The organism is Isoptericola aurantiacus (assembly GCF_044769875.1).
In the GTDB taxonomy this organism is placed as follows: Bacteria; Actinomycetota; Actinomycetes; order Actinomycetales; family Cellulomonadaceae; genus Isoptericola; species Isoptericola aurantiacus.
The window spans coordinates 756,988-772,394 of sequence record NZ_JBJBAE010000001.1; the positions used below are offsets into that span (position 1 = coordinate 756,988).

The window sequence follows — 15,407 nt, forward strand, 5'->3', positions numbered from 1 at the left end:
CGACGGGACCGTACGCCTACTGCCACAGGGACGGCGTCGCCGTCGTGCCGCTGGCGCCGCTCGGGCCGTAGCACCCGCTCTCTCAGCCCGTGTGCTCGACGCACCTGGTGGCGGTCGGCCGAGCCTCCAACCGCGCAGCCGGGATGGCACGCCCGCACGCCTCGCACCGGCCGTAGGTGCCGGCGTCGACCCGGTCCAGCGCGGCACGCACCGCGTCGCGTTCCGCCTGCGCCTCGGCGAGCAGCGCCCCGGCCTGCTGCCGTTCCCACGCGAGCGTCGCCCCTTCGGGATCGTGCTCGTCGTCCACGTTCTCGCCCCGTACCGAGTCGACGATCCCGTCGACGACGGCGCGCTGCCGGGCGATCCGCTCGTCCGCCGCTGCCAAGCGCTCCCGCAGCGTGGCCAGCGGACCGGCACCACCGTCGTCGGACACCTCTGATCCTCCTGTCGGGACACCCTGGGACACGGAACCCTCGTCTATCTGCATAATAACGGCCCGGCAGTTTGCCTAGTAGAAGCGCGGCAGGCTTCCTAGTAGAATCTCGGCGATCTGCTAGATTGACGATCATGGTCTACCGACGGCGCCTCGTCGACGACGCGCTCGACGAGCTCTTCCCGCACCTCGCTGCGATCGCGCTGGAGGGCGCCAAGGGGGTCGGCAAGACCGCGACCGCGAGCCAGCGCGCCACGACGGTCGTGTCCCTGAACGTCCCCCGGCAACGTGAGATCCTCGCCGGTGACCTCGACTACGTCGTCCAGGTAGAGCCACCGGTACTGATCGACGAGTGGCAGCTCGAGCCGTCAGTCTGGGATCGCGTACGCACAGCGGTTGACGACGACCGCACCGGTGGCAGATTCCTCCTGGCAGGTTCGGCCGACGTCGCACCCGGCGTCCGTATCCATTCGGGCGCCGGTCGCATCGTCAGCCTCACGATGCGACCGCTCTCGATGGCCGAACGTGGGCTGAGCGAGCCGACCGTCTCGCTCAGCAAACTGCTGTCCGGGAGCAGACCGACCATCGGGGGACGGTCTGACGTCAGGCTCGCGGCGTACACCGACGAGATCCTGAGATCCGGATTCCCTGGCATCCGAGACCTTCCGGACCGAGCGCGCAGAGTCCAGCTCGACAGCTACCTCACCCGGATCGTCAACAAGGAACTGCCGGAGAACGGCGCGGTCGTCCGCCGCCCCGAGACGGTGCGAAGCTGGTTGGCGGCCTACGGATCAGCCACCTCGACCGACGCCGCATACACGAAGATCCTCACCGCCGCGACGGCGGAGCACGTGAACAAGCCCGCCCGCGCGACGGTGGACGGCTACCGGGACCACCTGTCGCGGATCTTCGTCCTCGATCCGATCGAGGCATGGGTCCCGGTCTTCAATCCGCTCAAGCGCCTCACCCACGCACCCAAGCACCACCTCGTCGATCCTGCGCTGGCAGCTCGGCTGGTCGGCGTGGGCAAGCAGGGCCTGCTGCGGGGCGACGGCAACCGGGTCGCCGGAGCAACCGGAACGTGGCTCGGCGCCCTGTTCGAGTCTCTCGCCGCACAGAGCGTGCGGGTCTACGCCGAGGCTGCCTTCGCACGAGTCGGACACCTCCGGACGAGGGACACGGAACGCGAGATCGACCTGATCGTCGAAGGCGAGGACCGCCGCGTCGTCGCGATCGAGGTCAAGTTGAGCGAGACCGTCTCTGACAAGGACGTTCGCCACCTCAACTGGCTGCACGACAAGCTGGGAGTCCGCCTGGCCGACCGTGTCCTGATCACGACCGGCGAGTTCGCCTATCGGCGCAAGGACGGGGTTGCCGTCGTCCCGCTGGCGCTGCTCGGTCCGTGACACCGTTCCCGGCGTGCGTGCGCCGAGTTCGACGTCATGTGCTTCGAACGGCTCGTCGACTACTGACGACGCCGCTCAGAGCTCCCGGTGCGTCCACCGGCCGGCCACGAGCGTCCCGGCCACCGGCAGGTCGCGCAGCGCCTCGGCGAGCGTCGCCGCCCCGGCCGGGGTGCCGTCGTCGGACAGCGACAGCGGGTCGACGTCGAGCACCGCCAGGTCCGCGGGCCCACCCGGCCGCACCTGCGTGCCCCGTCCGTCGGTGGAGGCCGCGAGCGCCGTCGCGACGTCGATGCGCTGCTCGGGGTGCCACGGGTCGCGGCCGTCGCGGCACCGGGTGACGGCCGAGGCGATGGCGAACCAGGGGTCGAGCGGCGCGACGGGCGCGTCGGACCCGAGAGCGAGCGGCACCCCGGCGGCGTGCAGGTCGGCGAGACGGAAGGCCCGGTCGGTGCGGCCCGCCCACAGCTCGTCGGAGGCGTCGCGGTCGTCCATGGCGTGCTCGGGCTGCACGCTGGCGGTGATGCCGAGCGCGGCGAACCGGGCGACGTCGGCGGCGTGCAGCATCTGGGCGTGCTCCATGGAGCCGCGGGCGCCGGACGCGGCGAAGGCGTCGAGGGCGAGGGCGTTGGCGTGGTCGCCGATGGCGTGGATGGCGCACCGCAGCCCGACCTCGTGCGCGCGGGACATCAGCGGCACGAGCTGGTCGGTGGCGACGTTGAGGATGCCGTGCGCGTCGGGCCCGTGGAAGCCGACGTAGTCGTCGAAGCAGAACGCGGTGAGCGTGTTGAGGGAGCCGTCCGAGATGACCTTGAGCGGGCCCTGGGTGACGAGGGCCGGGTCGTGCCCGGCGAGCGCGTCGCCGTGCCGCAGTCCGGCGTCGATCACGGCGTCCAGGTGCTGCTCCCACACGGCGGCGCGCACCCGCAGGCCGTCCCAGCCGGCAGCGGCGCGGCGGCGCCAGGAGGTGAGGTTGTCGGCGACCTCGAAGTCGACGACGCCGACCACGCCCCGGGCGGCCGCGGCTCCGGCGGCGTCGGCGACGAGCTCGTCGGTCTCGGCGTCGGTGGCGGTGACGATCGCGGGCGAGGCAGGCATCCACTCCTCCTCGCGCAGCAGCCCGCTGGGGTGGTACTGGATCCCCAGGTAGCGCAGGCCGGCGGTGGAGGCCCAGGCGGAGTGCAGGTCCCCGGAGAGCAGGATGACCGGGATCTCGCCGGCGACGGCGTCCAGCACGTCGGAGGTGGGTTCGTCGTCCCAGGTGGCCCAGCGGAAGCCGAACCCGACGAACGGGCGTCCGGGCGCCGGGTGGCGGGCAGGGTCCATGAGCGCGGCACCGACCAGGGCGGCGGCGTGCGCCGGGCTGGTGGCCGCCGAGACGTCGAGGCGGCGGCGCACCATCGCCCACTGCGTGAGGTGGGTGTGCGCGTCCCACAGCCCGGGGATCAGGGTGCGGCCGTCCAGGTCGACCCGTTCGAGGGCGCCCGACGGCGTGGCTGCGGCGTCCAGGGCCGCGCCGGCGGGTCCCACGGCCGCCACCCGGCCGGCATCGAGCAGCACGTCGACCGGACGGTCGGGGCGCCCGGCCAGGCGGGCGTTCGCGAGGTGCAGGACGGTCACGACCACACCGTAATCGGTGGGGCCACGGGCGGTCAGACGTTCTGCCCCGCGAACGCGCGCAGCGCCTCGACGACGAGGGCGTGGTCGTCGCCCTGCGCGAGCCCCGAGACGACGGCGGCACCGACGATCCCCACGCCGGCGACCCGGATCGGGAACGCGCCGCCGTGGGCGGCGTACTCCTGCAGGGGCAGCTGGTGCGCGTCGTTGAAGTCGCGACCCCTCGCGGCCGCCCGCAGGCCCACCAGGTACGAGGACGCCCCGAAGCGGTACACGACCCGCACCTTGCGCTCCACCCAGGAGTCGTTGTCCGACGTCGTGCCCTCCCGGGCGGCGTGGAACACCTGCTGGCTCGCCTTGCGCACGTCGATCGTGACGGGCAGCTCCCGCTCGGTCGCGAGCTCGACGAGCAGGCAGCCGAGACGCCAGGCGTCGTCGTGGGTGAAGCGGGGCAGCACGAGCGCACGCTCCTGCTCCTCGATCTCGGCGACCAGTGCGGCGGCGTCCTCAGGTGTCATGGGGACAGCCTGGCACGCCGCGGCCGCGGACGGGTGTCGTCGCTCACAGCGGGAATACCGCCGTCGACCGTTTCCGTTGCCGCCCCTGAGCATCGTGACCATCGATGCGACCGATCGATCTGGCCGATACGTCCAGCCGGGTCGTCCACGCCTGCGGCACACACCGCCGTCGGGCACGCGCACCACACAGGAGATCCCGCATGCGACGCCACCGCGCCCTGCTCACCATCGCCACGGCCACCCTGACCGCACTGGCGCTCGCGGCGTGCGGCACGTCCGACGACGGCACGAGCGACGCCACCTCCGCCGACGGTTCCGGAGACCTGAACCTGGTCAGCGACGGCACCCTGACCGTCGCCACCGAGGGCACCTATCGGCCGTTCACCTTCCACGACTCCACGGGCGAGCTGGTCGGGTACGACGTGGAGGTCGCCGAGGCCGTCGCCGACGAGCTCGGTCTGGAGATCGAGTTCGCCGAGACCCAGTGGGACGCCATCTTCGCCGGGCTGGACGCCGGCCGCTTCGACACCATCGCCAACCAGGTGTCCATGACTCCGGAGCGCCTCGAGGACTACGAGTTCTCCCAGCCGTACACCGTCTCCCGCGGCGCCGTCGTCGTGCCCGAGGGCGACACCTCGATCACGAGCTTCGCCGACCTGGACGGCAAGACCGCCGCGCAGTCGCTGACCAGCAACTGGCGCACGCTCGCCGAGGAGTCCGGCGCGCAGATCGAGGCCGTCGAGGGCTGGGCCCAGTCCGTCGAGCTGCTCGGCACCGGCCGCGTCGACGCCACGATCAACGACACGCTGACCGTGCTCGACTACCAGGCCGAGCACCCGGACGCGCCGATCGAGATCGCCGCCGAGACCGAGGAGACCTCCGAGATGGGGTTCGTCGTCACCCCCGAGCGGGCGGCGCTGGCCGAGGCGATCGACGGCGCGCTGGACACCCTGCGTGAGGACGGCACGCTCGCCGAGCTGTCCGAGAAGTACTTCGGGGCCGACGTCACGAGCTGATGGATCTTCAGCTCTTCGCCGACTCGTTCTGGCCCCTCGTCCGCGGGGGGCTCACCGGAACGATCCCGCTCGCGCTCTCCTCGTTCGCGATCGGGCTCGTCCTCGCCCTCGGCGTCGCGATGCTGCGCCTCTCGGCCCACCCGGTGCTCGCCTGGGTGGGCCGGGCGTACGTCTCGGCGATCCGCGGCACGCCCCTGCTCGTGCAGCTCTTCGTCATCTTCTACGGGCTGCCGTCGATCGGGCTCACCATCGACCCGTGGCCGAGCGCCGTCGTCGCGTTCTCGCTCAACGTCGGCGGGTACGCCGCCGAGGTGATCCGCGCCGCGATCCTCTCGGTGCCCACGGGCCAGTGGGAGGCCGGGTACGTCGTCGGGATGTCCCGCCGTCGGACGCTGCGACGCATCATCCTGCCGCAGGCCGCCCGCGTGTCCGTGCCGCCGCTGTCCAACACGTTCATCTCCCTGGTCAAGGACACCTCGCTCGCCTCGCTGATCCTGGTCACCGAGCTGTTCCGCGAGGCCCAGGAGATCGCCGCGTTCACCAACGACTTCCTGCTGATCTACACCGAGGCGGCGCTCGTGTACTGGATCTTCTGTACGGTGCTGTCGTTCGGACAGTCCCGCCTCGAGAGGAAGCTGGAGCAGTATGTCTGAGGCCCCGCTGCTGTCCGCCACCGGGATCCACCTGTCCTTCGGCGACAACCACGTGCTGCGCGGCGTCGACCTGTCGGTGCGCCGCGGCGAGGTCGTCGCGCTCATCGGCCCCTCCGGGTCCGGCAAGACCACCCTGCTGCGCTCGCTGAACGGCCTGGCCACGCCCGACGCCGGCACGGTCGCGTTCGACGGCGGCCCGTCCGTCACGTTCGACGGCGGCCCGCGGCGTGCGTGGGGCCGCGCGGGACGGCGCGCCCTGGCCGAGCGGGAGTCGCTGCGCGACCGGTCCGCGATGGTGTTCCAGCACCACCACCTGTTCCCGCACCTGACCGTGCTGCAGAACGTCGTCGAGGGACCGGTGCAGACCCGGGGCGTGCCGCGCGCCGAGGCCGAGTCCCGGGCGCTGGCCCTGCTGGACCGGGTGGGGCTCGCCGACAAGCGCGACGCCTACCCCCGCGAGCTGTCCGGCGGGCAGCAGCAGCGTGTCGGGATCGTGCGGGCGCTCGCCCTGCAGCCCGACCTGCTGCTCTTCGACGAGCCCACGTCGTCTCTCGACCCGGAGCTCGTCGGCGAGGTGCTGGGCGTGATGAAGGAGCTCGCCGAGGAGGGCTGGACGATGGTCGTGGTGACCCACGAGCTCGAGTTCGCCCGCGCCGTGGCCGACGAGGTGCTGTTCCTCGACGGTGGCGTGGTGGCCGAGCGCGGGGCGCCGTCGCAGATGTTCTCCGCGCCGCGCGAGGCCCGGACCCGGGAGTTCCTGCACCGGATCCTGCACCCGCTCGACTGAGGCGGAGGTGCAGCGCAGGGTGGGAGCCGCACCCGAGCGATCCTCCGGAGCGAGCGTGCGAGCGCAGGAGGATCGCGACCGAAGACACCGAGCAAGGCACCCGCCCGCAGCGGAACCGCAGCCTCGGTCGACGACAACTCGACTGAGGCGGAGGTGCAGCGCAGGGTGGGGGCGGATCCAACACCGGGACGCTGCGAATCCACCACCAGAGAGCTTCTGGCAGACTCGCGCGCATGGCGGACGTGACGGTGGTCGGGGCCGGGGTCATGGGTCTGACCTGCGCGGTCCGGCTCCTCGAGGCCGGGCACCGGGTCGAGATCCTCGCCCGCGACCTGCCGCAAGACACCACCTCGGCGGTCTCGGCCGCCCTCTGGTATCCGTACCTCGCGTTCCCGCAGGACCGGGTCACCGCCTGGTCGGCCCGCTCGTTCGAGGTCTTCGCGGAACTCGCCGCGACGGATCCCGGCATCGGAGTCCGGATGCGTGCCGGCACCGAGGTCTTCACGGAGCGACCGACCGACCCGTGGTGGCGCGACGCCGTCGGTGAGCTGACGCGCACGGCCGACGTGCCGCCGTCGTACACCGACGGCTGGACCTTCACGGCGCCGGTGGTCGACATGCCCGTCTACCTGGCCTGGCTGACCGAGCGTGTCGCCGCGTCGGGCGGCACCATCACCCAGCGCGACCTGGCCGCGTTGCCCGCCGGCGTCGTGGTCAACACGACGGGCCTCGGGTCGCGGGACCTGGTCGGCGACCACACCGTGCACCCGGTCCGCGGGCAGGTCGTGGTGCTGGAGCAGTGGGGGCTGGACCGCTGGTGGCTCGACGCGGCCGGGCCGACCTACGTGGTGCCCCGGCTGGGTGAGGTGGTGGTCGGCGGCACCGACGACGACGGCGCCTGGTCGCGCGAGCCGTCGCCGGCCACGGCGTCGGACATCCTCGACCGCGCCGCCCGGCTCGTCCCCGCGGTGCGCGACGCGCGGGTGCTGCGGCACGCCGTCGGGCTGCGGCCGGCACGTCCGGCCGTGCGCGTCGAGCGGGACGGCGGCGTGGTGCACTGCTACGGGCACGGCGGCGCGGGCCTCACGCTGAGCTGGGGCTGCGCCGACGAGGTGGCCGACCTGGTGGGTGCCGCATGACGAACCTGGTCCTGCTGCACGGCCGGGACGCCGGCGGACGCGACCCCGAGGCGGCCGAGGCGCGCTGGCTCGACGCCTTGAACGCCGGGCTGGCCGCCGCCGGGTCGGCACGCCGGCTCGGCGACGACGACGCCACGTTCGTGTTCTACGGCGACGCGCTCGACGCCGTCGTCGGCGGGGTCGATCCGCCGCCGATCACCACGCACGGCCTGCCCGGGATGACCGAGGACGCCGGGCGGTTCGCGCTCGGTGTGGCACGCGAGGTGCTCGGCGGCGCCGGAGCGCAGACCGCACCGCCCGCCGTCGCGCCCGCGGCACTCGGCGGCGGGTCGTTGTGGGCGGCGCTCGCCGCCGCGCTGGCCGCGATCGACCGGTTCGTGCCCGGGCTCAGCAGCGCGGTGCTGCTGCTGTTCGTGCGGGACGTGTACGTCTACCTGCACGACGCCGAGGCTCGGGCCGCGCTCGACGCCGGCGTGGCCGCGGGGTTCCGCGGCGACGGACCGGCCGTCGTCGTCGCGCACTCGTTGGGATCGGTGATCGCCTACGACGTGCTGCGGTCCGCGAACCCGGGCGCCGACGACGTCCCCCTGCTGGCCACGCTCGGCTCGCCGCTGGCGATCACGGCGGTCCGCGACGCGGTCGAGGCGATCGCCCCGTTGACCTGGCCGGCGCCCGTGCAGCGCTGGGTAGCGCTGCGCGATCCTCGCGATCTGCTGACGCTGCGGGACCTCGACGCCGACGGGTTCCCGCTGCCGGGGCCGCTGACCATCGAGAACGCGCACGTGGACAACCCGGTCCCCGGACACCACGCCGCGGCGACGGTGCTCGACGGCGTGCCCGCGGGCTACGCCGCCGTCGTCGAGGTCGGGCGGCTGCTCGACGAGGCGCTGCGACCGTGAGGACGTTCGCGCGCCACGAAGTCACCGTGGCGGACGGCACGACGATCAGCTACCTCGACTCCGGCGGCGCCGGCTCCCCCGTGGTCGTACTGCACGGGCTGGCGGGCAGCAGCACCGAGCTCCTGCCGACGGCCGAGGCGCTGGGCGGTCACCGGGTGGTGCTCGTCGACCAGCGTGGCCACGGCCACAGCACGCGGCGCCCCGCCGACACCTCACGCGAGGCCTTCGTCGGGGACGTCGTCGCGCTGCTGGAGACGCTGGACCGCGGCCCGGCGGTCCTGGTGGGCCAGTCGATGGGCGCCCACACGGCGATGCTCGTCGCCGCGGCGCGTCCCGACCTGGTGGAGCGACTGGTGCTGCTCGAGTGCGACGCCGGCAGCGGGACGCCGCAGGAGCACCGCCGGCTCGGCGAGTTCTTCACGTCCTGGCCGGTGCCGTTCCCCGACCGGGAGGCGGCAGCGCAGTTCCTCGGCGACTCCCCGCTCGCGACGGCCTGGGTGGCCGATCTCGAGGAGACGCCGGACGGCCTGAACCCGCGCTTCGACCCGGACGTCCTGGTCGCGACGATCGCGACCGTAGCCACGCCCCGGTGGCACGAGTGGGAGAACCTGCAGGTCCCGGCCGTCGTGGTCTACGCCGCCCACGGGATGTTCGGCGAGGCGCAGCGGGCCGAGTTCGTCGCACGCGGTCGCGACGTCGTCCGGATCGATCTTCCCCGGGGCTCGCACGACGCGCACCTGGACGCGTTCGAGGACTGGATCGCCGTCCTCCGCGACTCTCTGGGACCACGACGCATCAGGTGATACCACGCAGAGGTATCGTAGTGGCGTGGCACACCGAGAACTGCGCGAGGACTACGGGGCATGGGTGCGCGCCCGGCGCACCCTGCTCGGGATGTCCCAGCGCGACCTCGCCCGGGATTCCGGGGTCCCGCAACCACACGTGTCCGCGATCGAGTCGGGCAAGCGTCCGGCCGGTGCGTCCGTGCGAGCACGCCTCGACGAGGCACTCGCGATGTACCCGTCCTACGCTCTCGAACGGCGCCGGGCCGACGTCGTCGGCGCCTTCACGCGGCGTGGCCACCAGTCGCCGCGGGTCTTCGGCTCGATCGCCCGCGGCGAGGACACCAAGACGTCGGACGTCGACCTCATCGCGGAGCTGCGGCACCCGTTCGGCTACCTGGCCCTGAGTGAGCTGCTGGACGAGCTCGAAGCGCTCCTGACGTTTCCTGTGGACGTCGCCGACGACTCACCCCGCGTCTCCTCCCGCACCCTTGATCAAGCCCGGCGCGAGGCGGTTCCGCTGTGAACGACACCGATCCTCGGGAACGCCGCGGACGGTTCGAGCACGCCGCTGCACCGGTCGCTGCTGACGCCGGCACGGACGCCGAGCAACGACGCACCGACCGCTACCTGCACGACCTCGCCGAACGGGCCGAGGACGCCGCGTTCACCGCGTCCATGGGCAGGGAAGCCTTCCTCGCCGAGGGCACGGCAGGACGACAGACCCGCCGAAGCGCACGGATGCTGATCGTCGAGGTCTCGACGATCCTCAACGAGAGACTGCCGCAGACGTATCGCGACGCCCACCCCGACGTGCCGTGGCGGGAGATCGCAGGCATGCGCAACCGGGCCACCCACGTCTATGACGGCATCGACGACGAGATCGTCTGGGACGTCCTCACCGTGGAGATCCCGGCGCTCGTGCGACTACTAGGAATCCCCGGCTGAACCCTGCAGAGCGTCCCAGCCGGGCAGCAACCGCTCCAGGGCGTCGACCAGGTCGATCGAGTCCCCGTCCTTGCCCCCGGCACCGAGCACCAGCGGCGGACGCTTCACCGCGGGGCGCACCCCGCGGACCCGGTCGAGCAGACTCAGCGGCGCGGTGAGGACGAAGAAGTCGCCGTCGGTGGACACCGCCGCCGTGCGGTCCGCCCGGAGATACCAGCCGTGCAGCGGAGTCCGGGCGGTCCCGCGGCCTCCGTAGCCCTTGACCTGCAACGCCTCGGCCGGCAGGTCCGCGGCGCCGGCCGCCTCGACGAACCGCGCGAGCAGCTCCTCGGCCTGCCGGTGCTCGGCGTCCTGCCGGGCGGCCAGCCGGGCGGCGTGCTCGTGGGCGGCCTCGGTGCGCTGCCGGGCCCAGTCGTCGTTCATCCCGGCCAGTCTCACACGTCGTTCGATCGGCACCCGCGGTCTCGGTCGGCACCTCGGGAGTGCCGACCGAGACCGGGGGTGCCGATCGAGGTTCGCGACGCCGCTACAGCTCGCGCTCGGCGTAGGCCGTCAGCGCGTCGCGCACGAACGTCGCACCCTCGACGCCGCCGTAGTTCGCGGCGAACCGTTCGTCGGCGACGTACATCTCCGCCAGCCCGACGACGTACTCCCGAGGTGGACGGCCGACGTCGGACCCGGGCGTCCCGGGGATCGACCCGAGCCACTCGGCGTGCCGCGCCGCCAGCGCCTGGGCCTCGTCCGACGTCGGGTCCACGCCGCGCCCGGCGGCCTCCGCCCAGGCCCGGCTCAGCGCGGAGGTGCGGGCCTTCCAGTCGGCCTGCCCCTCGGCGCCGAGCCCGCGCCACCAGACGTCGCCGCGCGCGTAGGCTTCGGCGCCCCAGCGCTCGGTGACCTCGTCCTCGTACCGGGTGTGGTCGAACCCGTCGAGCATCTCCTCGGCCATGATCTGTTTCCCTTCGGTCAGTGCGGTCAGCGTGCGTTCCACCGAGGCCAGCAGCCGGTCGAGCCGTCCTCGCTCGGCACGCAGCACCTCGAGGTGCCGGCGCAGCGCGGCGGCCTCGTCGGTCTGGGCGTCGAGCACACGGGCGATCTCGTCCAGCGGCATGCCGAGGTCACGGAGCAGCAGGATGCGCTGCAGCCGGCGCACCGCGGCGTCGTCGTACCGGCGCAGCCCGCCGCTGCCGGTGTCCGACGGCGGGAGGAGGCCGATCTGGTCGTAGTGCCGCAGGGTGCGGCTCGTGACACCCGCGAGGCGGGCGACGTCGACGATGGAACGGGTCATGACATCGACGGTAGGGGTTGACGTCGCGTCAAGCGCAAGGCCGACGCGAGGTCAGGTCCGCCCGGTCGGCTCAGGCGGTGGCCGGGACCACGTCCGGGAGGCCGACCGGAGCGACGCGGCGCAGCCACAGGTCCGACGCCGTCCCGAAGGGTTCGACGCGGCAGGTCAGGTCGCGCTCGACGTCGCCCCACGCCTCCCACGCGAGGTCCACCCAGGGCCGGGGATACGCGGGGGCTCGCCGCACGAAGTCCTCGCGGTCGAGGAGCCTGACGACGCCGCGGGCGTCGCGCTCCACGTCGAGGTCGAGGTCCACGAACGAGCTGACCGGCGCGGCGACCAGCACGTCCGTGGCGACGTCGACGCGGACCGAGCCGTCGGCGCGGAACCCTGCGACCCACGGGTCGGCGACGGGCATCAGCAGCACCCCGCCGTCGTCCGGCAGCGCGAACCAGTCGCCCCACACGTCGTGGCCCAGGGGCCGGGCGGCCCACCGTCGCCGCACGCTGCCGCACGGCTTGCGCTTCTCGATCCAGACCGAGGACACGGACCACCTCCGGCACGACGTCGGCCACCGCCCGTGGGGGACGGGAGTCCTGGGATCGTCCCGGACGCCGGTGGCGACGACCCGTCCGGGAGGTGACGGTCGAGGGTCTCCCGGGTGAACTCCAGGTGGCGGGATCCGCGCGGGTGGACCCGGGGCGATGATGGTGCCATGGCCGCTCCCCTGGACACCGACTACCTCGTGATCGGCGCGGGCGCGTCCGGGATGGCCTTCACCGACGCCCTGCTGGACCACAGCGACGCGCACGTCACCCTCGTGGACCGCCGCACCGCCGTCGGCGGCCACTGGGTCGACGCCTACCCGTTCGTCCGGCTGCACCAGGCCTCGCCGTTCTACGGCGTGGCGTCCACACCCCTCGGAGGCGCGATCCAGGCCTCCGGGCCCGAGGCCGGCCTGCACGAGCGCGCCACCGGCCCCGAGGTGTGCGCCTACTACGACCGGGTGCTGCGCGAGCGGTTCGAGGCGAGCGGGCGGGTCACGTTCCTCGGCGGTCACGAGGTGGACGACGGCGGCACGGTGGTCGCGCTCGACGGCGGCGGCACGCGGCAGGTGCGGGCGCGGCGCCGGGTGGTGGACGCCCGCTACCTGTCCCCCGAGATCCCCGCCCTGACGCCGCCGCCCTTCGACGTGGCCGACGGCGTCGCGTGCGTCCCGGTGGGTGGGTTGCCCGCCGTGGCGGACGCCGACGCGTTCGTGATCGTCGGGTCCGGCAAGACGGCCACCGACGCGATCGTGTGGTTGCTGAGCCGCGGCACCGATCCGGAGGCCATCACGTGGGTGCGGCCACGGGACCCGTGGATGCTGGACCGCGCCACCGTGCAGCCCGACCCGGCGGTGTTCCTGTCGATGGCGGCGGCCCTCATGGAGTCGGCCGCCTCGGCGCGGACGGTGGACGCGTTCTTCCACCGGCTCGAGGACGACGGCGTGATGCTGCGCCTGGACCCCGCCGTCACGCCGACGATGGCGCGGGTGCCGACGCTCGGACGCTGGGAGCTGGACCTGCTGCGCACCGTGACCGACGTGGTGCGCGCCGGGCACCTGCGGCGCGCCCTGCCGGGCCGGCTCGTCCTCGACGGCGGAGACGTGCGCGTGCCGCAGGACGCCGTCGTCGTGCACTGCGCGGCCGCAGGGCTGCGGATGCGTCCTGCCGTGCCGATCTGGTCGCCGGGCCGGATGGTGCTGCAGCCCGTACGGGCCGGGTTCCCGTGCTTCGGGGCGGCGCTGACCGGATTCGTGGAGGCCACGCGCGCCGACGTCCCGGACGCGGCGAAGAACGCGCTGTGCCCGGCCACCCCCCTGTTCTCGACGCCGCGGGACTGGGTCGGTGCCCAGGCCGAGGGCGCCCGGGCGGGCAGGGCGTTCATGGCCGACCCCGACGTCGCCCGCTGGTCGCACACGACGTCGTTGAACCCGAGCCGGGTCACGCCGCAGGACCGGGAGCGGCCGGAGGTGCAGGAGGCGGTCGGCCGCCTGCGCTCGGTGACCGACGCGGGGGTGCGCGGACTCACCCGGCTCGCCGCGGCGCCGGGCTGACCGGGCGGACCGCGACTGACCGGGCGGCCGGCGGCGGACCGCGGCGCCGGGCGGCGCGGAGCGCCTCGACACGCCCCCCGGGACCCGCATGTACATCGCGGCGCCGGGCCGCCACAATCGGGCCATGACCGCACGCCTCTCCCGCCGTTCCGGCGCACCCGCCCTGGCCCTGACCGTCGCGCTCCTCCTCACCGGCTGCACCGGCGACGCTCCCGAGGAGTCGTCCGACGGCTCGAGCACCTCCGCGTCGCAGGACCCGGCTGCGGACGCGAGCGACTCACCGTCCGGGTCGGGCGACGAGGACACGGGTTCCGGGGACGGGGAGTCCGGGGACGCCGCGGAGGGCGGATCCGACGACGGCGGGTCGGACGACGAGGCGTCCGACGACGGCACGGAAGGTGGCCCGGCCCTGGACGAACGCACCACCGCGGGCTTCTCGGCCATCGCGATCTCCGAGTCGGAGGCCGGCGGGTCCGCCTACGCCCTCGAGTCGGAGGACGGCGGCACCTGGACGGTGGATGTCGCCGTCGACGGCGCGACGGTCGAGGTGACGGTCGCCGCGGACGGGACGTCCGTCGAGGGCACCTCGGACGGTGACCTGGACGCCGCGGACACCGACGCCGTCGACGGGGCGAAGGTCCAGATGATCGAGGCCGTCCAGCGGGTCCTGGCGGAGGCCGGCGGGTCCGTGGCCGGCGTCGAGCTCGAGACCGAGGACGGCGGGGCGGCGTGGGCGGTCACGGTCCTGCCCGGGTCCGGGGACGCGACGCAGGAGTACCGGGTCGACGCGGGCTCGGGCGAGGTCACCGAGGACTGACGGCGCCCCTGGCTCAGGCGCGCAGCGCGGGCAGCTCGTCCTGCGCCGTGGGGAAGGACGGCTGGGCGCCCGGCGTCGCCACCGAGAACGCGCCGACCCGCACGGCGACGCGGGCGGCGTCCACGAGCGAGTCCCCGACCGCGATCCGGTAGGCCAGCGCACCGACGAACGCGTCCCCTGCGCCCGTGGTGTCCACGGCCTCGACGTGCGGCGTCGGCACGACGACGGGCTGGCCGAGGACGCCCGGACCCGACGTGGTGCCCCCGGCCGGGGCACCGCCGTCGTGCCCGGGCTCAAGGACGACGGCGCCGGCCGCGCCGAGCGTCAGCACGACGGAGCGCGGACCGAGGGCCTGCAGCTCCAGGGCGACGGCGAGCGGCGAGTCGGACACGGGCCGGTCCGCCTCGGCCAGCAACCGCTCGGCCTCGCCACCGTTGACCACGAGCGGGTCGGCGAGCGCCAGCACGTCCGCCGGGACGGGGACGACGGGGGCCAGGTTGAGCAGCACCCGGCCGCGCGCCGCCCGCGCGGCCGCCGTGGAGCCGGGCACGGGGATCTCGCCCTGCACGACCACGACGTCCGCTCCCGCGACCAGGTCGCGGTGGCGCTCCACGGCGTCGGCGTCGACGGCGGCGTTGGCGCCGGGGACCACCACGATCGTGTTCTCGCCGTCGTCGTCCACCGAGATGAGCGCGACGCCCGTGGGCCCGGGGACGGTCGCGACGGCGGACAGGTCCACGCCGGCCGCCCGCAGGCCGGGCAGCGCGGCGGCGGCGAACGCGTCGGACCCGATGGCTCCCACCAGGGCCACGTCACCCCCGAGCCGAGCGGCCACGACCGCCTGGTTCGCGCCCTTGCCGCCGGCCAGCACGGTCATGGAGTCGGCGAGCACCGTCTCCCCCGGCTCCGGCTGGGCGGGGACACGAGCGACGAGGTCGGCGTTGACGGAGCCGACGACCACGATCGACGTCATGTCTCGGGAACCTCCACGGGGACGGCACGGGTGCGGGTCCCC

18 protein-coding genes are annotated in these 15,407 nt (G+C 73.8%); 11 read left to right on the forward strand and 7 right to left on the reverse strand.

All coding sequences use genetic code 11. The features are described from left to right. Nucleotides 1–82: 82 nt before the first annotated feature. Entirely contained in the window at nt 83–433 is a 351-nt protein-coding gene (locus tag ACIQLL_RS03405) for a TraR/DksA family transcriptional regulator (RefSeq protein WP_402463257.1), read from the reverse strand. A 134-nt stretch (nt 434–567) separates the two neighbouring features. Here ACIQLL_RS03405 and ACIQLL_RS03410 point away from each other — a divergent pair, with 134 nt between their 5' ends. Continuing rightward, nucleotides 568–1,839 carry an ATP-binding protein gene (locus ACIQLL_RS03410; protein WP_402463260.1) on the forward strand — a complete coding sequence of 424 codons (1,272 nt, stop codon included), beginning with the start codon at nt 568–570 and terminating at the stop codon, nt 1,837–1,839. 75 nt (nt 1,840–1,914) lie between these two features. Here ACIQLL_RS03410 and ACIQLL_RS03415 read toward each other — a convergent pair whose 3' ends face one another. Beyond that, nucleotides 1,915–3,456: an amidohydrolase gene (locus ACIQLL_RS03415; RefSeq protein WP_402463263.1), complete on the reverse strand. Its 1,542-nt coding sequence runs from the start codon at nt 3,454–3,456 to the stop codon at nt 1,915–1,917. A gap of 32 nt (nt 3,457–3,488) precedes the next feature. Further along, complete coding sequence (locus tag ACIQLL_RS03420) at nt 3,489–3,971, reverse strand: heme-degrading domain-containing protein (protein WP_402463265.1); 483 nt, start codon at nt 3,969–3,971, stop codon at nt 3,489–3,491. A 200-nt stretch (nt 3,972–4,171) separates the two neighbouring features. On the opposite strand from ACIQLL_RS03420, the gene ACIQLL_RS03425 reads away from it, so the two are divergent. From ACIQLL_RS03425 to ACIQLL_RS03460, 8 genes are all read left to right on the forward strand, one after another. Beyond that, a complete protein-coding gene (locus ACIQLL_RS03425; RefSeq protein ID WP_402463268.1) occupies nt 4,172–4,987 on the forward strand; it encodes an amino acid ABC transporter substrate-binding protein in 816 nt (271 codons plus the stop codon). Beyond that, nucleotides 4,987–5,640: an amino acid ABC transporter permease gene (locus tag ACIQLL_RS03430; protein WP_402463271.1), complete on the forward strand. Its 654-nt coding sequence runs from the start codon at nt 4,987–4,989 to the stop codon at nt 5,638–5,640. The genes ACIQLL_RS03425 and ACIQLL_RS03430 overlap by 1 nt, the downstream gene beginning before the upstream one ends. Then, complete coding sequence (locus ACIQLL_RS03435; protein WP_402463274.1) at nt 5,633–6,427, forward strand: amino acid ABC transporter ATP-binding protein; 795 nt, start codon at nt 5,633–5,635, stop codon at nt 6,425–6,427. The genes ACIQLL_RS03430 and ACIQLL_RS03435 overlap by 8 nt, the downstream gene beginning before the upstream one ends. A gap of 233 nt (nt 6,428–6,660) precedes the next feature. Continuing rightward, the gene (locus ACIQLL_RS03440; protein WP_402463277.1) at nt 6,661–7,566 is read left to right on the forward strand and encodes an FAD-dependent oxidoreductase; all 906 of its coding nucleotides are present in this window, start codon (nt 6,661–6,663) and stop codon (nt 7,564–7,566) included. Next, entirely contained in the window at nt 7,563–8,465 is a 903-nt protein-coding gene (locus ACIQLL_RS03445; protein ID WP_402463280.1) for a hypothetical protein, read from the forward strand. The genes ACIQLL_RS03440 and ACIQLL_RS03445 overlap by 4 nt, the downstream gene beginning before the upstream one ends. Then, nucleotides 8,462–9,268, forward strand: a complete 807-nt coding sequence (locus tag ACIQLL_RS03450) for an alpha/beta fold hydrolase (protein WP_402463283.1) — start codon at nt 8,462–8,464, stop codon at nt 9,266–9,268. The genes ACIQLL_RS03445 and ACIQLL_RS03450 overlap by 4 nt, the downstream gene beginning before the upstream one ends. Nucleotides 9,269–9,293: 25 nt before the next feature. Then, a complete protein-coding gene (locus ACIQLL_RS03455; protein WP_402463286.1) occupies nt 9,294–9,773 on the forward strand; it encodes a helix-turn-helix domain-containing protein in 480 nt (159 codons plus the stop codon). Then, nucleotides 9,770–10,195, forward strand: a complete 426-nt coding sequence (locus tag ACIQLL_RS03460) for a HepT-like ribonuclease domain-containing protein (RefSeq protein WP_402463289.1) — start codon at nt 9,770–9,772, stop codon at nt 10,193–10,195. Before ACIQLL_RS03455 ends, ACIQLL_RS03460 begins: the two co-directional genes overlap by 4 nt. On the opposite strand, the gene ACIQLL_RS03465 is transcribed toward ACIQLL_RS03460, so the two are convergent. From ACIQLL_RS03465 to ACIQLL_RS03475, 3 genes are all read right to left on the reverse strand, one after another. Then, nucleotides 10,178–10,618, reverse strand: a complete 441-nt coding sequence (locus ACIQLL_RS03465) for a hypothetical protein (protein ID WP_402463292.1) — start codon at nt 10,616–10,618, stop codon at nt 10,178–10,180. The two genes, ACIQLL_RS03460 and ACIQLL_RS03465, sit on opposite strands and share 18 nt — an antisense overlap. 103 nt (nt 10,619–10,721) lie before the next feature. Next, a complete protein-coding gene (locus ACIQLL_RS03470; RefSeq protein ID WP_402463294.1) occupies nt 10,722–11,480 on the reverse strand; it encodes a MerR family transcriptional regulator in 759 nt (252 codons plus the stop codon). Between the two features lie 70 nt (nt 11,481–11,550). Further along, nucleotides 11,551–12,024 (reverse strand): hypothetical protein, encoded by a 474-nt coding sequence (locus ACIQLL_RS03475; protein WP_402463296.1) that lies wholly within the window; start codon nt 12,022–12,024, stop codon nt 11,551–11,553. Between the two features lie 168 nt (nt 12,025–12,192). Here ACIQLL_RS03475 and ACIQLL_RS03480 point away from each other — a divergent pair, with 168 nt between their 5' ends. Continuing rightward, nucleotides 12,193–13,575 (forward strand): NAD(P)-binding protein, encoded by a 1,383-nt coding sequence (locus tag ACIQLL_RS03480; RefSeq protein ID WP_402463299.1) that lies wholly within the window; start codon nt 12,193–12,195, stop codon nt 13,573–13,575. A gap of 124 nt (nt 13,576–13,699) precedes the next feature. After that, on the forward strand, nt 13,700–14,392 hold the full coding sequence (locus ACIQLL_RS03485) for a PepSY domain-containing protein (RefSeq protein WP_402463301.1): 693 nt from the start codon (nt 13,700–13,702) through the stop codon (nt 14,390–14,392). A gap of 13 nt (nt 14,393–14,405) precedes the next feature. Here ACIQLL_RS03485 and ACIQLL_RS03490 read toward each other — a convergent pair whose 3' ends face one another. Then, on the reverse strand, nt 14,406–15,365 hold the full coding sequence (locus ACIQLL_RS03490) for a ribokinase (protein WP_402463304.1): 960 nt from the start codon (nt 15,363–15,365) through the stop codon (nt 14,406–14,408). Nucleotides 15,366–15,407: the final 42 nt, after the last annotated feature.

Coding starts and splice junctions, on each gene's coding strand:
- ACIQLL_RS03480 (WP_402463299.1), top strand. CDS start 12,193: ATGGCCGCTCCCCTGGACACCGACTACCTCGTGATCGGCGCGGGCGCG.
- ACIQLL_RS03445 (WP_402463280.1), top strand. CDS start 7,563: ATGACGAACCTGGTCCTGCTGCACGGCCGGGACGCCGGCGGACGCGAC.
- ACIQLL_RS03440 (WP_402463277.1), top strand. CDS start 6,661: ATGGCGGACGTGACGGTGGTCGGGGCCGGGGTCATGGGTCTGACCTGC.
- ACIQLL_RS03490 (WP_402463304.1), bottom strand. CDS start 15,365: ATGACGTCGATCGTGGTCGTCGGCTCCGTCAACGCCGACCTCGTCGCT.
- ACIQLL_RS03485 (WP_402463301.1), top strand. CDS start 13,700: ATGACCGCACGCCTCTCCCGCCGTTCCGGCGCACCCGCCCTGGCCCTG.
- ACIQLL_RS03470 (WP_402463294.1), bottom strand. CDS start 11,480: ATGACCCGTTCCATCGTCGACGTCGCCCGCCTCGCGGGTGTCACGAGC.
- ACIQLL_RS03435 (WP_402463274.1), top strand. CDS start 5,633: ATGTCTGAGGCCCCGCTGCTGTCCGCCACCGGGATCCACCTGTCCTTC.
- ACIQLL_RS03410 (WP_402463260.1), top strand. CDS start 568: ATGGTCTACCGACGGCGCCTCGTCGACGACGCGCTCGACGAGCTCTTC.
- ACIQLL_RS03425 (WP_402463268.1), top strand. CDS start 4,172: ATGCGACGCCACCGCGCCCTGCTCACCATCGCCACGGCCACCCTGACC.
- ACIQLL_RS03420 (WP_402463265.1), bottom strand. CDS start 3,971: ATGACACCTGAGGACGCCGCCGCACTGGTCGCCGAGATCGAGGAGCAG.
- ACIQLL_RS03430 (WP_402463271.1), top strand. CDS start 4,987: ATGGATCTTCAGCTCTTCGCCGACTCGTTCTGGCCCCTCGTCCGCGGG.
- ACIQLL_RS03465 (WP_402463292.1), bottom strand. CDS start 10,618: ATGAACGACGACTGGGCCCGGCAGCGCACCGAGGCCGCCCACGAGCAC.